At 67.4% G+C, this 16,078-nt stretch carries 15 protein-coding genes, 1 tRNA gene and 1 pseudogene; 8 read left to right on the top strand and 9 right to left on the bottom strand.

Features of this window, described 5'->3' with window-relative positions:
• Positions 1 to 88 precede the first annotated feature (88 nt).
• Both ACH4YP_RS32200 and ACH4YP_RS32195 read left to right on the top strand, forming a co-directional pair.
• Positions 89 to 163 (top strand) — tRNA-Leu (locus tag ACH4YP_RS32200).
• 106 nt (positions 164 to 269) lie between these two features.
• Entirely contained in the window at positions 270 to 1,016 is a 747-nt protein-coding gene (locus ACH4YP_RS32195) for a helix-turn-helix domain-containing protein (protein ID WP_361058503.1), read from the top strand.
• Between the two features lie 10 nt (positions 1,017 to 1,026).
• Here ACH4YP_RS32195 and pyk read toward each other — a convergent pair whose 3' ends face one another.
• Positions 1,027 to 2,463 (bottom strand): pyruvate kinase, encoded by a 1,437-nt coding sequence (pyk, locus tag ACH4YP_RS32190; RefSeq protein ID WP_398494262.1) that lies wholly within the window; start codon positions 2,461 to 2,463, stop codon positions 1,027 to 1,029.
• A 330-nt stretch (positions 2,464 to 2,793) separates the two neighbouring features.
• Between pyk and ACH4YP_RS32185 the strand changes: the two genes are divergently transcribed.
• Both ACH4YP_RS32185 and ACH4YP_RS32180 read left to right on the top strand, forming a co-directional pair.
• Positions 2,794 to 3,237 carry a peptidase inhibitor family I36 protein gene (locus tag ACH4YP_RS32185; protein WP_398494260.1) on the top strand — a complete coding sequence of 148 codons (444 nt, stop codon included), beginning with the start codon at positions 2,794 to 2,796 and terminating at the stop codon, positions 3,235 to 3,237.
• A 5-nt stretch (positions 3,238 to 3,242) separates the two neighbouring features.
• A complete protein-coding gene (locus ACH4YP_RS32180) occupies positions 3,243 to 4,157 on the top strand; it encodes a hypothetical protein (RefSeq protein ID WP_398494258.1) in 915 nt (304 codons plus the stop codon).
• On the opposite strand, the gene ACH4YP_RS32175 is transcribed toward ACH4YP_RS32180, so the two are convergent.
• A complete protein-coding gene (locus ACH4YP_RS32175) occupies positions 4,154 to 4,405 on the bottom strand; it encodes a hypothetical protein (RefSeq protein WP_361058511.1) in 252 nt (83 codons plus the stop codon). The genes ACH4YP_RS32180 and ACH4YP_RS32175 overlap by 4 nt on opposite strands.
• 257 nt (positions 4,406 to 4,662) lie before the next feature.
• Complete coding sequence (locus tag ACH4YP_RS32170; RefSeq protein ID WP_361058513.1) at positions 4,663 to 5,391, bottom strand: SIMPL domain-containing protein; 729 nt, start codon at positions 5,389 to 5,391, stop codon at positions 4,663 to 4,665.
• A gap of 151 nt (positions 5,392 to 5,542) precedes the next feature.
• Here ACH4YP_RS32170 and ACH4YP_RS32165 point away from each other — a divergent pair, with 151 nt between their 5' ends.
• Entirely contained in the window at positions 5,543 to 7,354 is a 1,812-nt protein-coding gene (locus ACH4YP_RS32165) for a 5'-nucleotidase C-terminal domain-containing protein (protein WP_398494255.1), read from the top strand.
• Positions 7,355 to 7,413: 59 nt separating this feature from the next.
• Here ACH4YP_RS32165 and ACH4YP_RS32160 read toward each other — a convergent pair whose 3' ends face one another.
• From ACH4YP_RS32160 to ACH4YP_RS32140, 5 genes and pseudogenes are all read right to left on the bottom strand, one after another.
• Entirely contained in the window at positions 7,414 to 8,847 is a 1,434-nt protein-coding gene (locus ACH4YP_RS32160) for a SidA/IucD/PvdA family monooxygenase (protein WP_361058518.1), read from the bottom strand.
• Positions 8,844 to 10,217, bottom strand: a complete 1,374-nt coding sequence (locus ACH4YP_RS32155) for a pyridoxal phosphate-dependent decarboxylase family protein (RefSeq protein ID WP_398494253.1) — start codon at positions 10,215 to 10,217, stop codon at positions 8,844 to 8,846. Before ACH4YP_RS32155 ends, ACH4YP_RS32160 begins: the two co-directional genes overlap by 4 nt.
• A gap of 423 nt (positions 10,218 to 10,640) precedes the next feature.
• Positions 10,641 to 13,148 carry an aminopeptidase N gene (pepN, locus tag ACH4YP_RS32150; protein WP_398494251.1) on the bottom strand — a complete coding sequence of 836 codons (2,508 nt, stop codon included), beginning with the start codon at positions 13,146 to 13,148 and terminating at the stop codon, positions 10,641 to 10,643.
• 96 nt (positions 13,149 to 13,244) lie between these two features.
• Positions 13,245 to 13,718 (bottom strand): response regulator, encoded by a 474-nt coding sequence (locus ACH4YP_RS32145; protein WP_361058525.1) that lies wholly within the window; start codon positions 13,716 to 13,718, stop codon positions 13,245 to 13,247.
• Between the two features lie 183 nt (positions 13,719 to 13,901).
• Positions 13,902 to 14,060: pseudogene (locus ACH4YP_RS32140) on the bottom strand (chorismate mutase); the annotation flags it as partial.
• Positions 14,061 to 14,521: 461 nt separating this feature from the next.
• Here ACH4YP_RS32140 and ACH4YP_RS32135 point away from each other — a divergent pair.
• Positions 14,522 to 14,785 (top strand): helix-turn-helix transcriptional regulator, encoded by a 264-nt coding sequence (locus tag ACH4YP_RS32135; protein WP_398494249.1) that lies wholly within the window; start codon positions 14,522 to 14,524, stop codon positions 14,783 to 14,785.
• Between the two features lie 182 nt (positions 14,786 to 14,967).
• Here the strand turns inward: ACH4YP_RS32135 and ACH4YP_RS32130 are convergent, their stop codons facing one another.
• Positions 14,968 to 15,219, bottom strand: a complete 252-nt coding sequence (locus ACH4YP_RS32130; protein ID WP_398494248.1) for a hypothetical protein — start codon at positions 15,217 to 15,219, stop codon at positions 14,968 to 14,970.
• 153 nt (positions 15,220 to 15,372) lie between these two features.
• Here ACH4YP_RS32130 and ACH4YP_RS32125 point away from each other — a divergent pair, with 153 nt between their 5' ends.
• Together ACH4YP_RS32125 and ACH4YP_RS32120 are read left to right on the top strand one after the other, a co-directional pair.
• Complete coding sequence (locus ACH4YP_RS32125) at positions 15,373 to 15,618, top strand: GntR family transcriptional regulator (protein WP_398494246.1); 246 nt, start codon at positions 15,373 to 15,375, stop codon at positions 15,616 to 15,618.
• Between the two features lie 82 nt (positions 15,619 to 15,700).
• Positions 15,701 to 15,841: a hypothetical protein gene (locus ACH4YP_RS32120; RefSeq protein ID WP_398494244.1), complete on the top strand. Its 141-nt coding sequence runs from the start codon at positions 15,701 to 15,703 to the stop codon at positions 15,839 to 15,841.
• The last annotated feature ends 237 nt before the right edge of the window (positions 15,842 to 16,078 follow it).

Genomic DNA, 16,078 nt, shown 5'->3' with positions numbered 1-16,078 from the left:
CAAGGCAGGCAAGTACTGCTCCCAAGAGCGTACCTAGCTGCGGTATGGTGGTCAGGCAGCGGGTCGGAGTAAACCTTCGATTCACTGGGCCCCGGTAGCCCAATTGGCAGCAGGCAATGGATTCAAAACCCATACAGTGTCGGTTCGAGTCCGACTCGGGGCACTTTTCCTGGCATTCCAAGGTCACCATTTGGAAGCGGATGCTCACGTTCTCGTGAACATCCGCTTTTTGCTGCGTGTCGCCCCAATCCCGCCCGGACAGTGGCCACATGTACGACATGGGCACGCGTAAGCGGGCACTCGCGTTGGTCGGCCAGGGGCGCAGCCTGAATTCCGTCAGCAAAGAAACAGGCATCTCGCGCGCCGCGATCCGCTCCTGGCAGGACCGGATGGAACCGCTGCCGCGCATGGCCACTCCGGATCCGGGCCCGCCGGCAGATGAGCGCGCGTACGCCTACCTACTGGGCCTCTATCTCGGCGACGGCTGCATCAGCCCGCACATGCGCGGCACCGGCTACTACCTCAGAGTCGCGTGTGCTGATGCGTGGCCCGGACTACTGCAACTGTGCCGCGAAGCCATCACGAAAGTGCGTCCCGGCATCGGCGTCTACATCCTCCAGAATCAGGGCTACTCGATGGTCACCAGCTACAGCCGCCACTGGCCCTGTCTGTTCCCCCAACACGGCCCCGGCAAGAAGCATGAGCGCACAATCGCCCTCGAACCCTGGCAACAGAAGATCGTGGACGCCCACCCATGGGAGTTCATCCGTGGCCTCATCCACTCCGACGGCTGCCGGATCACCAACTGGACAACACGTGTAGTCGCGGGCGAGAAGAAGCGCTACGAGTACCCGCGGTACTTCTTCACGAATCTGTCTGCGGACATCACACGGCTCTACACCGACACCCTCGACAAGGTCGGCGTCGGCTGGAAGCAGTCCAACTCATTCAACATCTCCGTCGCCCGCCGCGCCTCCGTAGCCCTGATGGACACCCACGTGGGCCCCAAGTACTGACCCCCAGCCCCTACTTGGGGCTGTCGTCCTCGCCGATGTGATGCACACGTACCAGGTTCGTGGAGCCGGAGACCCCGGGCGGGGAGCCGGCCGTGATGACGACGATGTCGCCCTTCTCGCAGTGGCCGTACTTCAGGAGCAGCTCGTCGACCTGGTCGACCATCGCGTCGGTCGAGTCGACGTGGGGGCCGAGGAAGGTCTCGACGCCCCAGGTCAGGTTGAGTTGGGAGCGGGTGGCCGCGTCCGGAGTGAAGGCGAGGAGTGGGATGGGCGACCTGTAACGCGACAGGCGGCGGACCGTGTCGCCGCTCTGCGTGAACGCGACCAGGTACTTCGCGCCCAGGAAGTCGCCCATTTCCGCCGCCGCCCGGGCGACCGCGCCGCCTTGCGTACGGGGCTTGTTGCGTTCCGTCAGTGGCGGGAGGCCCTTCGCGAGGATGTCCTCCTCGGCCGCCTCGACGATGCGGGACATCGTGCGGACCGTCTCGATGGGGTACTTGCCGACGCTCGTCTCGCCGGAGAGCATCACGGCGTCCGTGCCGTCGATGACGGCGTTGGCGACGTCGGACGCCTCGGCCCTGGTCGGGCGGGAGTTGTCGATCATCGAGTCGAGCATCTGGGTGGCGACGATGACCGGCTTGGCGTTGCGCTTGGCGAGTTTGACCGCGCGCTTCTGGACGATCGGGACCTGTTCGAGGGGCATTTCGACGCCGAGGTCGCCTCGGGCGACCATGATGCCGTCGAAGGCGGCGACGATGTCGTCGATGTTCTCGACGGCCTGGGGTTTCTCGACCTTGGCGATCACCGGGAGGCGCCGGCCTTCTTCGTCCATGATCCGGTGGACGTCCTCGATGTCGCGTCCGCTGCGGACGAAGGAGAGGGCGATGACGTCGCAGCCGGTGCGCAGGGCCCAGCGGAGGTCGTCCTCGTCCTTGTCGGAGAGGGCGGGGACGGAGACGGCGACGCCGGGGAGGTTGAGGCCCTTGTTGTCGGAGACCATGCCGCCTTCGATGACGGTGGTGTGGACGCGGGGTCCGTCGACGGAGGTGACTTCGAGGCAGACCTTGCCGTCGTCGACGAGGATGCGTTCGCCGGTGGTGACGTCGGCGGCGAGGCCGGAGTAGGTGGTTCCGCAGGTCTGGCGGTCACCCTCCGTGCCCTCTTCCACCGTGATGGTGAAGGTGTCTCCGCGTTCAAGGAGTACGGGTCCTTCGGTGAAGCGGCCGAGTCGGATCTTCGGGCCTTGAAGGTCGGCGAGGATTCCGACGCTGCGGCCGGTCTCGTCGGAGGCCTTTCGCACGCGCTGGTAGCGCTCCTCGTGGTCGGCATGGCTGCCGTGGCTGAGGTTGAAGCGGGCTACGTCCATTCCGGCTTCGACCAGTGCCTTGATCTGGTCGTACGAGTCGGTGGCGGGGCCCAATGTACAAACGATTTTTGCTCGGCGCATGGTTCGAGCCTAGGCCTTACCAGCGGGTAGGGAATTGGTCCTGCCTGACTACCCAACAACCTTTGCATGAAGGGTTGTTGACAAGTGTTTAACTGTGCGCAGGGGTGCTCTGATGAGCGCACCGCCTACACCGACGCGCCGCTCGGCCTGCGGCAGGGTCACCCGGGGGAAATCGGAAAACGAAGCCGGAAACGGACAGTCTGGGGAATCGGTCCCGGAATTCAATTCCCGTTCGGATCAAGGGTTGTTACGATCAAACGGCTCACGCGGCAAGGAATTCGTGAGTCGCATCTTCCGCGTCTGGACCTACACAGGAGTTTTCCCATGCGTATGCGCCGCAAGATTGCCTCTCTCGGCCTCACCGCCGCCGCTACCGCGGGCCTCGTGCTCGGAATGGCCCCGCAGTCACAGGCCTCGGCAGGCCTCACCTGTTCCAACTCCAATGCGTACTGCATGGTCTTCTACTACAATAGCGGACTGTCCGGTTCCAGAACCGTGTTCGTGGGCTTCGACCACTACAGCCTGAACAACTACACATTCCTGGGTAGCGGTGCCGGAAAGGGCCAGGCCGTCAAGAACAACGCCGCCTCCGTGTTGAACATGAGCGCGTACTCGTTGAACATCTACTACAACAGCAACCTCGCGGGTGCCTGCGACGCGATCCCGGCCTGGGGCGACACCAACACCACCTCGGACGACCGCCTCGTGAACACGTACAACAACAACGCGTCCTTCGGCTACGGCCGTTACGACGGCAACTGCTACAAGTTCTGATCCGCATGCGACGCCTGGCACCGGCCTGCCTGGCCCTGGCCGCCGCCCTGCTCGGCTGCTCCCCCGGGAGCAGTTCGGGCGAGGGCGGCGGCCCGGCCGAGGCCTCCGAGAACTCCGCCGCGTCGAGCAGACCGGCGGCCGAGCGACAGGTCGCGTACACCGACCGGCTGCCCATCGCCCGGTACAGCTACACCGAAGCCGAGAACACCGCGATCGAGTCCGCCCAGCAAGTGCTGACGCGGCATTGTCTGCGCGAATACGGGATCGCGTACGAGCCTGCGAAGCCGGACCGGGACGTACCCAGGCCCGCCGATCGTCGCTACGGGCTGTCGAGCGCGACCGAGGCCGCACGCTTCGGCTACCGCCCGAACAGCGACGCCATCCGGAACGAGCGGATCCCTTTGCCGGAGGACGCCCTCCCGGTGTTCTACGGAAACCGGGGCGCGGTGCCGGACGGCGGGGAAAGGGTTATGTACAAGGGGAAAGAGGTTCCGGCGGACGGCTGCTTCGGCCAGTCGGTGAAAAAGCTCTCGAAGGAGTACGACGAACCGGCCGGGTCGGCAGTCGCGAGCCGTATCGCCACTGAGGGCTACACGAAATCTCTCAACGCTTCTCCGGTAAGGGAAGGGTTCCGGAAATGGTCCGCGTGCATGCAGAATTCCGGATTCCGATATGCCTCCCCCATGGACCCACTGAACACTCCCGCGTTCAAGGGCAAGACGGTCTCCGCGAAGGAGACGAAGACCGCGATCGCGGATGTGCGGTGCAAGGAGGAGACCGGGCTGCTCGGCATCTGGTTCAAGGCCGAGTCCAGGATCCAGAAGGCGGACATCGAGCGAAACGCCAAGGCCCTGGAGGGGCTCCGCACGGCCCACCACAGGAAAGTGGAGGCGGCACGCCGCATCGTTGTGGAGGGCTAGTACCCCAGCAGGACTTCTGTATTTTTCCTGGTCAACGGCTTGGCGGTGGGGAGTGGCGGGTGTGGCATGGGCGGGACGGTCTTGGGTCGGCCGTCCCGCCGACGTGCGCCCGCACCGCATGAAATGAGAGCGTCGGGCACGCGGCACCCGGCGACGCGGACCAGGTCGGCAACGGTGGCGTCCAGCGGGGCGCAGGCGCGGTGGTAGGCGATCTCGTCGGGCTTGCTGATGATGCGTCGGGCCGGCATGCACCGCTGCCGCGTCGCGACGGATCACGGTGTGGGCCAGTTCGTCCTTGAACGAACTGCTTGCCCTTGAACGAACTGCTTGTCCTTGAACGAACTGCTCGTCAAACTGTCGTTGCATGCGGCGCGGGCACACGTTGGCTGGACGGCCGAGCCGAGACCGCCCTGCCCGTGCCACACCCCGCCATACTCCCCACCGCCAAACCGTTGACCAGGACGAATACAGAAGTCCGGCTGGAGCAGTAAGAGCGCGGAGCGCTTTATAGCGTCGGCGGTGACATGGTGAAGCGGGCGTTGACCTGTGCGTAGACGTGCTGTCGTTCGGGTTCGAGGTCGAGGGCGGGGGCTCCTTCGGGGGCGCCGGCGTCGAATGCCATGGTGCGCATGGATCGGGCGGACTGGGCTTCCATGCCGTAGGGGTGGGCGTTCTCGGCGCCGATGTCGGCGAGTTCCACGAGGGCCGCGAGTGTGGTGCCGAGGGCTTCGGCGTATTCGCGGGCTCGTTGGACGGCTTCGCGTACTGCCTGTTGCCGGGCCTGGCGGTGGGCTGGCGAGTCGGGGCGCAGGGCCCACCAGGGGCCGTCGACTCGGGTGAGGTCGAGGTCTGCGAGGCGGGTGGTGAGTTCGCCGAGGGCGGTGAAGTCGGTGAGTTCGGCGGTGATGTGGACGCGGCCGTGGTAGGCGCGGATGCGTTCGCCGCGGCCGTGTTTGGTGAGTTCGGGGGTGATGGAGAAGGCGCCGGTTTCGAGTTTCTCGACGGCGTCTCCGTAGGTTTTGACGAGGTCGAGGGCGGTGGTGTTGCGGCGGGTCAGGTCGGTGAGGGCGTCGCGGCGGTCGGTGCCTCGGGCGCTGACGGTGATGCCGATGCGGGCGATCTCGGGGTCGACTTCGAGGTGGGCTTCGCCGCGGACTGCGATGCGGGGTGCGTCGGGCGTGCCGTAGGGGACCGCCGAGCGGGCTTCCTCGGAGGCTTCGGAGGGTGAGGTCATACGTCCCACTCTGTCACCGGCGGCCCGTTTCCGGACCTTGCCGGTCATCAGATCGAAACCTGCGGGGGCTGTTGCCGTGCGTCATGACCGGGTCAGAATCTACGCGCGTATCTGCGTGTGTTGTCGATCGTTTCCCGAGGAGTAGCCCGTCATGCCGTTGAACCGTCGGAAGTTCCTGAAGAAGTCCGCCGTGACCGGCGCGGGGGTCGCCCTGGCCGGTGTGGCCGTGGCTCCGAGCGCTCAGGCGGCGGAGGCTGTGGTGGCGAAGGGTGGCAGGAAGCCGAAGCGGTATTCGCTGACGGTGATGGGCACGACCGATCTGCACGGTCACATCTTCAACTGGGACTACTTCAAGGACGCGGAGTACAAGGACGCGGCGGGCAACGCGCAGGGTCTGGCGCGGATCTCGACGCTGGTGAACGCGGTCCGTAAGGAGAAGGGCCGGTGCAACACGCTGTTGCTGGACGCCGGTGACACGATCCAGGGGACCCCTCTCACGTACTACTACGCGAAGGTCGATCCGATCACCGCCAAGGGCGGACCTGTCCACCCCATGGCCCAGGCGATGAACGCGATCGGTTATGACGCGGTGGCGCTCGGCAACCATGAGTTCAACTATGGAATCGAGACGCTGCGGAAGTTCGAGTCGCAGTGCCGTTTCCCGCTGCTGGGTGCGAACGCGCTGGACGCGAAGACGCTGAAGCCGGCCTTTCCTCCGTACTTCATGAAGACGTTCCACGTGAAGGGCGCCCCGCCGGTGAAGGTGGCCGTGCTGGGGCTGACGAACCCGGGTATCGCGATCTGGGACAAGGCTTATGTGCAGGGCAAGTTGACGTTCCCGGGGCTTGAGGAGCAGGCGGCGAAGTGGGTGCCGAAGCTGCGGTCGATGGGTGCGGACGTGGTGGTCGTGTCGGCGCACTCGGGTTCGTCGGGCACGTCCTCGTACGGTGATCAGTTGCCGTACGTGGAGAACTCGGCGGGGTTGGTGGCGCAGCAGGTGCCGGGGATCGACGCGATTCTGGTCGGGCACGCGCATGTGGAGATTCCGGAGTTGAAGGTCACCAACACGAAGACGGGGAAGACGGTCGTTCTGTCGGAGCCGTTGGCGTATGCGGAGCGGTTGTCGCTGTTCGACTTCGAGTTGGTCTTCGAGAAGGGCCGTTGGACGGTCGAGTCGGTGGCGGCGTCGGTCCGCAACTCGAACTCGGTGGCCGACGACCCGAGGATCACGAAGCTGTTGAAGGACGAGCACGACGTGGTCGTGGCGTACGTCAACCAGGTGGTCGGGACGGCGACGGAGACGCTGACGACGGTCGAGGCGCGCTACAAGGACGCTCCGATCATCGACCTGATCACAAAGGTCCAGGAGGACGTGGTCAAGGCGGCGTTGGTGGGGACGGAGTACGCGTCGTTGCCGGTGTTGTCGCAGGCGTCGCCGTTCTCGCGTACGTCGGAGATCCCGGCGGGTGATGTGACGATCCGGGATCTGTCGAGTCTGTATGTGTACGACAACACGCTGGTCGCGAAGTTGATGACAGGTGCTCAGGTGCGGGCGTACCTGGAGTTCTCGGCGCAGTATTTCGTGCAGACGGCGGCCGGTGCCGCGGTCGATGTGGAGAAGCTGACGAACGCGGGCAACCGGCCGGACTACAACTACGACTATGTGTCGGGGCTGACGTACGACATCGACATCGCGCAGGCGGCGGGTTCGCGGATCAAGAACCTTTCCTACGGCGGTGTGGCGTTGGACGACGCGCAGCAGTTCGTGTTCGCGGTGAACAACTACCGGGCCAATGGCGGTGGGGCGTTCCCGCATGTGGCGTCGGCGAAGGAGCTGTGGGCGGAGTCGACGGAGATCCGTACGCGGATCGCGGAGTGGGTGACGGCGAAGGGTTCGCTGGATCCGAAGGAGTTCGCGTCGGTGGACTGGAAGCTGACGCGTGAGGGTACGCCGGTCTTCTAGTCGGCTTCCGGTCGGCTTCTGGTCGGCCGGTTCGTGTACAGGTACAGGGGCCGGATTTTCTATTCGGCGAGTGGTGTGAGCATCCGTGGCTGCTGTCTGGCGGGCGGGATCTGGGGCTGCTGGGTGAGTCCGAAGGTCGTGAAGGCCGTTCGGCTCGGCAGTGGGTAGGGGTCTTTGCCCGTCAGGGAGTTGAGGATGCTCGCGCTGCGCCAGGCGGTGAGGCCGAGGTCGGGGGCGCCGACGCCGTGGGTGTGGCGTTCGCCGTTCTGGACGTAGACGGCTCCGGTGACGGAGGGGTCGAGGACGAGGCGGTGGCGGTCGTCGATGCGGGGGCGTTCGGAGGCGTCGCGGCGCATGTAGGGGTCGAGTCCGGCGAGGATGCGGCTCAGGGGGCGTTCGCGGTAGCCGGTGGCGAGGATGACCGCGTCGGTGGTGATGCGGGAGCGGCCGGCCTGTTGGGCGTGTTCCAGGTGGAGTTCGACCTTGGTGGTGGCGATGCGGCCCGCGGTGCGGACGTGGACGCCGGGGGTGAGGACGGTGTCGGGCCAGCCGCCGTCCAGGGTGCGGCGGTAGAGCTCGTCGTGGATGGCGGCGATGGTGTCGGCGTCGATGCCTTTGTGGAGTTGCCATTGGGCGGGGACGAGCCGGTCGCGTACGGGTTCGGGCAGGGCGTGGAAGTAGCGGGTGTAGTCGGGTGTGAAGTGTTCGAGCCCGAGTTTTGAGTACTCCATGGGTGCGAAGGCCTCGGTGCGGGCGAGCCAGTGGATTTTCTCGCGGCCTGCGGGGCGGTTTCTGAGGAGGTCGAGGAAGACCTCGGCGCCGGACTGTCCTGAGCCGATGACGGTGATGTGTTCGGCGGTCAGGAACCGGTCGCGGTGTTCGAGGTAGTCGGCGGCGTGGATGACGGGCACGCCGGGGGCTTCGACGAGGGGGCGGAGCGGTTCGGGGATGTGGGGGGCGGTGCCGATGCCGAGGGCGATGTTCTTGGTGTAGGTGCGGCCGAGTGCTTCGGCTTCGCCGTCGCTGTCGAGTTGGGTGAAGTCGACTTCGAAGACGTCGCGTTCGGGGTTCCAGCGGACGGCGTCGACCTGGTGGCCGAAGTGGAGTCCGGGGAGGCTGTCGCTGACCCAGCGGCAGTAGGCGGCGTATTCGGCGCGGTGGATGTGGAGTCGTTCGGCGAAGTAGAAGGGGAAGAGTCGGTCGCGGGCCTTGAGGTAGTTGAGGAAGGTCCAGGGGCTGGCGGGGTCGGCGAGGGTCACCAGGTCGGCGATGAAGGGGACTTGGAGGGTGGTGCCTTCGATGAGGAGGCCGGGGTGCCAGTCGAAGGTGGGGCGCTGTTCGTAGAAGGCGGTGTCGAGTTCGGCGAGGGGGTGGGCGAGGGCGGCGAGGGAGAGGTTGTTGGGGCCGATGCCGATGCCGACGAGGTCGCGGGGGGCTTCGGGTTCGTGGTGTACGGGGTGCTGGGGGGATGTGGGTGACGTGGGGGGCGTCATCGTCGGGTGTGTCCTTCCACCAGTTTCAGGAGCGCGGCCAGGTCGTCGGCTCCGGTGTGCGGGTTGAGCAGGGTGGCTTTGAGCCAGAGGCGGTCGTCGAGGCGGGCGCGGCCGAGGACGGCCCGGCCTTCGGTGAGGAGGGTGCGGCGTACGGCGGCGACGGTGTCGTCGGTGGCGTCGGTGGGCCGGAACAGGACGGTGCTGATGGTGGGCCGGTCGTGGAGTTCGAAGTGCGGGTGCCGGTGGATGAGTTCGGCGAATTCGGCGGCTTGTTCGCAGACGCGGTCGACGAGGGCGCCGAATCCGGTGCGGCCGAGGGTTTTGAGGGTGACGGCGATCTTGAGGATGTCGGGTCGTCGGGTGGTGCGCAGGGAGCGGCCGAGGAGGTCGGGCAGGCCTGCTTCGGTGTCGTCGTCGGCGTTGAGGTAGTCGGCGTGGTGGGCCAGTGCGGCGAGGTCGTTTCGGTCGCGTACGGCGAGGAGGCCTGCGGCGACGGGCTGCCAGCCCAGTTTGTGCAGGTCGAGGGTGACGGTGTGGGCGCGGGCGAGGCCGTCGAGTTTGGGGCGGTGGCGGTCGCTGAAGAGGAGGCCTCCGCCGTAGGCGGCGTCGATGTGGAGGCGGGCGCCGTGAGTTTCGCAGAGGGTGGCGATGTCGGGGAGCGGGTCGATGAGGCCGGCGTCGGTGGTGCCCGCGGTGGCGGCTACCAGGAGTGGGCCCGGGAGCGCGGTCAGGGCTTCGCCGAGGGCGGCGGGGTCCATGGTGCCTGCGGGGGCGGGCACGGTGACGGGTTCGGGGAGGCCGAGGAGCCAGGTGGCGCGGCGGAGGGAGTGGTGGGCGTTCTCGGCGCAGACGAGCTGGGTGTGGCCGTGGTGTTCGCGGGCGAGGAGGAGGGCCAGTTGGTTGGACTCGGTGCCGCCTGTGGTGACTAGGGCGTCGCCGGCTGTCCGGGCCTGGCCTGCTTCCCCGTAGACCTCGGCGGTGAGGGCTCCGGTGACCAGGGCTTCCAGTTCGGAGGCGGCCGGGGCCTGGTCCCAGGAGTCGAGGGAGGGGTTGAGGACGGAGGCGGCGAGGTCCGCGGCGGCGGCTACGGCGAGGGGTGGGCAGTGGAGGTGGGCCGTGCAGAGGGGGTCCGCGGGGTCTGCCGCGCCTGCCGCGAAGGCTTGGACGAGGGTGCGGAGGGCGTCTTCGTCGCCGTGGTCCGGGAAGGGGTCGCCGAGTGCCTCGCGGAGGCGGGCGGCGACTTCGGTGGGGCCGCCGGCCGGGAGGGGGCCGTCTCGGGTGGCCGCGCCGGCTTGTAGTGCTTCGAGCACGGTGGTGAGCAGCGGTCGCAGGGTGTTCGGGCCTTGGGGGCCTGATGCGAGCGGGCTCATGGTCGTCCTCCGGGGCGCGGGGCGGGGACTTCCAGCGTGTCTGTGTTTGGGGCGGTGTGCGTGGAGAGTGCGGTGATCAGCACTCGAAAGGGGGTATTGCGCTCCGCGCCGGGGTTGTGGGGGACGTGCGGGTTTGTGGGGGACGTGCGGGTTTGTGGGTGACGTGCGGGTTTGTGGGTGACGTGCGGGTCGGTCGGGGCTGGTCGCGCAGTTCCCCGCGCCCCTAAAAAGATGGCGGTTCGCCGCGCCCCGCAAGACGGCAGGACCACGTCCGCGAAAAAGACGGGCAGTTCGCCGCGCCCCAGTCGGAAAGCTGGCCCGCGCCCCTGAAAGCCAAAGCAGGCGGTTGCCCGCGCCCCTGTTTGAAGCGGGCCCGCGCCCTTGTGCGCGGAGGGGCGCGGGCCGTCGATCAGTCCCTGTCCGCTATGCCTCTCGTACTCGCAACGCCCGTGCCAGGTCGTCCAGTTGGTCTGTGAGTTTGCGGCGGAGGGCTGGGGTGGGGGTGGATTCCGTCAGGCATTGTTCGCCTGCGTGGACCGTGTCCGGGGTGATGGCGTAGACGGGGAAGGCCCAGCGGCCCGCTGCTTCGGCGATGGCGGGGCCTCGGCGGGCGGCGACGGCCACCGCGTCGTTCCAGTAGAGGTCGACGTACTGGCGTACGAGGTCGGTCTGTTCGGGTTGCCAGAAGCCCTGGGCGGTGGCGGTGAAGAGGTAGTTGGAGAGGTCGTCGGTGGTGAACATCGCGTCCCAGGCGGCGCGTTTGGCGACCGGGTCGGGGAGGGCGGCGCGGCAGCGGGCGGCGCCTTCCTGGCCGGTGGCGCTGGGATCCTGGACGAGTTCGGCGTCGATGACGGCGTCGTCGATGGCGCCGAGGACTGCGAGGCGGCCGAGGATGCGCCAGCGCAGTTCGGGGTCGAGTTCGGGGCCGCCGGGGACGGTGCCCTCGGAGAACCAGGCGCTGATGGTGTCGGGCTGGGCGGCGACGTCGATGAGGTGGCGTACGGCGATGAGGCGCAGGCCGGGGTGGTCGCCGTCCTCGGTGCGGCGGATGAGGTCGCGGCAGAGTGAGGTAAGGGTGGCGAGGGCGGCGGGCCGTTCGTGGGCGGGCAGGTAGCGGTCGGCGACCTGGGCGGCGGCGAAGGTGAGGACGCCCTGGACGACGGCGAGGTCGGTCTCCGCGGGGAGGTGGGCGCGGGCGGTCTCCAGGTAGGCGGCGGGGGCGAGGCCGCCGTCGCGGACCATGTCGCGCAGGGTGTTCCACAGGACGGCGCGGGTGAGGGCGTCGGGGACGTCGGAGATGCCGCGCAGGGCGGTCTCCTTGGACACGTCGTCGAGGCGGATCTTGGCGTAGGTGAGGTCGAGGTCGTTGGGGACGACGAGGGCGGGGCGGGGGCCGGTGCGGGGTTCGGGGGCGGGCTGTTGCGGGATGTCCGTCTCGTAGCGTTCGCGCAGGAGGAGGGCGCGGCTGTCGTTGAGGTCGCGGTCGTAGACGCCGACGGTGACGCGGTGGGGGCGGCTGCCCGCACGGTCGAGGGTGAGGGTCCACTCCCCCGGCTGTGCGGTGACGGACGCGGTGAGGGTGTCGACGCCGGTGGTGCGCAGCCAGGAGTCGGCCCAGGCGTGGACGTCGCGTTCGGTGGCGGCGGCGAGGGATTCGATGAAGTCGGCGAGGGTGGCGTTGGCGAACCTGTGGCGGGCGAAGTGGGTGTTGATGCCGGCGAGGAAGTCCTTCTCGCCGAGCCAGGCGACGAGTTGGCGTAGTGCGGAGGCGCCCTTGGCGTAGGAGATGCCGTCGAAGTTGAGCATCGCGGAGGCGGTGTCGGGGACGGCTTCGGGGTCGGGGGCGACGGGGTGGGTGGAGGGGCGCTGGTCGGCGTCGTAGCCCCAGGCCTTGCGGACGATGCCGAAGTCGGTCCAGGTGTCGGTGAAGCGGGTCGCTTCGGTGAGGGTCTGGTAGCCCATGTACTCGGCGAAGGACTCGTTCAGCCAGATGTCGTCCCACCAGCGCAGGGTGACGAGGTCGCCGAACCACATGTGGGCCATCTCGTGGGCGATGACCATGGCGCGGGTCTGGCGTTCGGTGTCGGTGACGGCGGAGCGGTAGACGAAGTCGTCGCGGAAGGTGACGAGTCCGGGGTTCTCCATGGCGCCGGCGTTGAACTCGGGGACGAACGCCTGGTCGTAGGAGTCGAAGGGGTAGGGCTCCTCGAACTTCTCGTGGTAGCGGTCGAAGCAGGCGCGGGTGATGTCGAGGATCTCGTCGGCGTCGGTGTCGAGGTGGGGGGCGAGGGAGCGGCGGCAGTGGATGCCGAAGGGCAGGCCGCGGTGTTCGGTGCGCACGGAGTGCCAGGGTCCGGCGGCGACGGCGACGAGGTAGGTGGAGATCAGCGGGGTGGGCGCTGCCCGCCAACTGCCGTTCTCCTGGCGCTCGGTGATGCCGTTGGCGAGTACGGTCCAGCCTTGGGGGGCCGTCACTGTGAGCTCGAAGACGGCCTTGAGGTCGGGCTGGTCGAAGGCCGCGAAGACGCGCTGCACGTCGTCCATGAACAGCTGCGTGTAGACGTATGTCTCGCCGTCGGTGGGGTCGGTGAAGCGGTGCATGCCCTCGCCGGTGCGGGAGTAGCGCATGGTGGCGTCGATGCGCAGTTCGTGCTCGCCGGCGGTGAGGTCCTTGAGCGGCAGCCGGTTCTCGTCCAGGGAGTGGGTGTCCAGGTCGAGGAGGTTGCCGTCGAGGGTGACGGAGCGCAGTTCGGCGGGCTTGAGCTCGACGAAGGTGTCCCCGTCCGCGCGGGTGGTGAAGCGGATGACGGTACGGGAGTCGAAGATCTCGTCGCCGCGCGTCAGGTCGAGTTCGATCTGGTAGCGGTGGACGTCGAGGAGCTTGGCACGGGTCTGCGCTTCGTCGCGCGTCAGTACGGACATGGGTGCCATGCTGCCTGATGGGCGGGGCGCGGCACAGGGGCGGCCTGGTCCGGGTGGGGTTGCGCCCCCGGTCGGGTCGGGGTCACGTCCCTGGTCCGGTGGGGGTTACGCGCCCGGTCCCACGTAGCGTGCGGCGGGTGGCTGTTCCTTCACCAGGGCGCGGAGTTCGCGTACTTCGCGTTCCAGGGACCGGTAGCGCTGGTGGGAGTCGTAGAGGTAGCGGACCTTGGTGCGCAGGGCCCAGGGGTCTATGGGTTTCATGACGAGGTCGGCGACGCCCAGGCGGTAGGCGGTGGTGGTGAGTTCGGCGTCGGGGCCGAAGCCGGTGACCAGGATGATCGGGATGAGCTGGGTCTGTTCGACGCCCCGCATGTAGCGGACCACGTCGAGGCCGCTGACGCCGGGCATGCGTACGTCGAGGACGAGCAGGCCGACGTGGCCGCGCAGGACTACCTTCAGCGCTTCGTCGCCGCTGGTCGCCCGCGTCAGGTGGTAGCCGAGCGGGGCCAGGGCGCTTTCCAGGGCGTAGAGCGTTTCCTCATGGTCGTCGACTATGAGGATCTTGGCATCCGGCGGCATGGAGCGAAGTCCCCTCGCTTGGACGACAAGCTTATGTCCGAACAGGCCGACAGGGAGTACTCGTGTACTGACAAGGAGTGCTCAGCGCAGGATGCCTCATTTCGGCGCGTACGCCGAGAGGGCGGGCTTACAACGGCATGAGAAACAGCATGAGAAGTAGGGCCTGCCGGTAGGCGGTTGTGGTCATTCCCGGCTGCCCGCGCCACCTGTGCCGCCGTCGCCGCCTGTGGTGCCCGCGCTGTCCGCGATGCTCTCGTGGTGGCGGATGACCTCGGCGATGATGAAGTTGAGGAGCTTCTCCGCGAACGCGGGGTCGAGTCTTGACCTCGAACTCTGGGAGCGTCTTAGCTGGTTGACGGCCTGGCGCGATCACTCATCCGTTTCAATGACCCGCCAGTGCGCGTCAGCGATACATCAGTGCGCCACAGTGCCGCGCAGCCCAATCTCCTAAAACTCCCCTAATCGATCATGGGGACTCTGCAGGTCAGGGGTGCAGGCGACCCCCCGCCGTCCCACGTCGGTGGGGAGCGAGGGGCCGCCCCAAGTGTCGAGCCGCCACCGAGGGGGGGCTAATCCGTAGGTGACGGCCCGACACGTTCTGGGTGCTTCGACCGTTCGCATTGCCTAACGGATGCAGGTCTAGGCGGTAATTCACCCGATCGAGCGAACGCCCGTTCGAATCTTGGACACTACAGCGAGCCCTGCGGCATATGCCATAGCGCCGCGAGGCTCGGCTCAATCTTGATCGACTGGCGACCATTTGGGTACTGACACAAGATCATCTGGGCAACAGCGTTTGACGGGTGTCCCGCCGCCGCACTCCCCGACCCGACTGGGTCATCGACCGCCGAAGACTCCTCGGCCACCGAATCGCGGACCTTCGACGACAAGCAGAACTCTCACAGGAGCAGCTGGCCAACCTCGCCGGCATGGAACGCCGAAGCATCCAGCGCTACGAGAACGCCCAACGGGACCCGCAGTTCTCGGATCTGCTGCTCATTGCGCACGCGCTGAGAGTGCATGTATCGGACCTCCTCCACAGTGAGCAGCCGCACGGCGGGGTCTAGGGCGCGCGACTGACTTGTAGTCAATAGCACGTTGGGTGACCCGCGAAAGATGACTGGCGCATATATCTGTGTGCTCATCCTGTGCCCCGTGTGAAGGTCTCACCGCAGGTCAAGCACTGGCCAAACGTTCCTGCCCGTAACCCGATAATCCGACCGACGCGACTCCGGGTGGTGACGGGGTGTCAGCGGGTCTCTTCGGTCAGCCGGTCGTAGGCGTCGTTGAGGGCCGTGTTCCAGGCCTGCCACAGCCGGTCGCCTTCCGCGCACCGGTCGCGGTCGACGTCGCTGCAGCGCTGGCAGCCGCGGACCCGGCCGGCGCCTTCTATGTGCCCGCTGTAGTCGAGGTGGGCCTGCTGCGCGGTGGGGAGCGTGCTGGCGGCTGGTTCCGGCGGACTGGTTCCGCTGTCGGGTTGGGGGTCTCTACGCTCGTCCATGTCGACGCTCCGGTAGCTGTGTCGGCCACGCCCCCGGGCCGGTCAGACGGTCGCGGGGGTCTTTCGTGGGTCCCACCATGACATAGCAGGCTATAGCCTGCCTGGCGTACTACGGATCGCCGCCGCAGATCATGGCGTCCTACGTTGCGCTGTATGGAGTTCGCAGCAGATCGCCCCAGGTGGAGGCAGGTCCACGAGGTGATCGTGGAGCGGATCCGGTCGGGCGTGTATCCGCCCCGGACGAAGGTGCCGTCTACGGTCAAGTTGACCGAGGAGTTCGGCATCGCCAACGTGACCGCACAGAAGGTACTCAGGCGGCTGCGGGAGGACGGGCTGGTGTACACGGTGAACGGCATGGGGTCGTTCGTCACCGATCCGCTACCGCCGCCTACGCCGTAGCCCGCTGTCAGTCGTCCGGACTACCCTGGTCCGCATGATCCCCCCACCCTCAACTCCTGGTTCCCTACGGCCTGCTGCCGTGGTGAATGAGGAGATTCGCGCCCTGGTCGCAGAGGCGGGCTGCTGGCTGTACGGGGAGACGCGGCAGCGGTACGAGGTGCTGCGGGATGAGTGGACTGTGGCGACGGCCGCCGAGCGCGGGGACGTCGTCGAGGCGGCATAGAGAAACCCCGCTCACGAGGGGCGGGGTGGCTTGTCGCGGGGAACCCATCTCCCCGCTGTTTGCGGGCCAGGCGCTCCACCGGGCCGGGCGTGCACTCCCTGCCGGTCTTGCCACCTGCCGTCGGGTAGCCGTCGGCTGATCAAGCCGGGGCCCCTCGCCAGACGCGAGGTTGACACCACTGTACGTCGCGCCGTCCGGGTCCCGCCGTCGGACGGCTGCAGGGGGTGGGCGCGGTAC

It is taken from the genome of Streptomyces sp. NPDC020747 (assembly GCF_044334695.1).
In the GTDB taxonomy this organism is placed as follows: Bacteria; Actinomycetota; Actinomycetes; order Streptomycetales; family Streptomycetaceae; genus Streptomyces.
The sequence above is the reverse complement of the archived record's forward strand: the minus strand, read 5'-3'. Positions and strand labels throughout refer to the sequence as shown.

Excerpts from the sequence above, each read along its gene's own strand:
- ACH4YP_RS32155 (WP_398494253.1), bottom strand. The coding sequence starts at position 10,217 with ATGAGCCCGCTCGCATCAGGCCCCCAAGGCCCGAACACCCTGCGACCG.
- ACH4YP_RS32125 (WP_398494246.1), top strand. The coding sequence starts at position 15,373 with ATGGAGTTCGCAGCAGATCGCCCCAGGTGGAGGCAGGTCCACGAGGTG.
- ACH4YP_RS32165 (WP_398494255.1), top strand. The coding sequence starts at position 5,543 with ATGCCGTTGAACCGTCGGAAGTTCCTGAAGAAGTCCGCCGTGACCGGC.
- ACH4YP_RS32175 (WP_361058511.1), bottom strand. The coding sequence starts at position 4,405 with ATGCCGGCCCGACGCATCATCAGCAAGCCCGACGAGATCGCCTACCAC.
- ACH4YP_RS32185 (WP_398494260.1), top strand. The coding sequence starts at position 2,794 with ATGCGCCGCAAGATTGCCTCTCTCGGCCTCACCGCCGCCGCTACCGCG.
- ACH4YP_RS32195 (WP_361058503.1), top strand. The coding sequence starts at position 270 with ATGTACGACATGGGCACGCGTAAGCGGGCACTCGCGTTGGTCGGCCAG.
- ACH4YP_RS32160 (WP_361058518.1), bottom strand. The coding sequence starts at position 8,847 with ATGACGCCCCCCACGTCACCCACATCCCCCCAGCACCCCGTACACCAC.
- ACH4YP_RS32145 (WP_361058525.1), bottom strand. The coding sequence starts at position 13,718 with ATGCCGCCGGATGCCAAGATCCTCATAGTCGACGACCATGAGGAAACG.
- pyk (WP_398494262.1), bottom strand. The coding sequence starts at position 2,463 with ATGCGCCGAGCAAAAATCGTTTGTACATTGGGCCCCGCCACCGACTCG.
- ACH4YP_RS32130 (WP_398494248.1), bottom strand. The coding sequence starts at position 15,219 with ATGGACGAGCGTAGAGACCCCCAACCCGACAGCGGAACCAGTCCGCCG.
- ACH4YP_RS32170 (WP_361058513.1), bottom strand. The coding sequence starts at position 5,391 with ATGACCTCACCCTCCGAAGCCTCCGAGGAAGCCCGCTCGGCGGTCCCC.
- pepN (WP_398494251.1), bottom strand. The coding sequence starts at position 13,148 with ATGGCACCCATGTCCGTACTGACGCGCGACGAAGCGCAGACCCGTGCC.
- ACH4YP_RS32180 (WP_398494258.1), top strand. The coding sequence starts at position 3,243 with ATGCGACGCCTGGCACCGGCCTGCCTGGCCCTGGCCGCCGCCCTGCTC.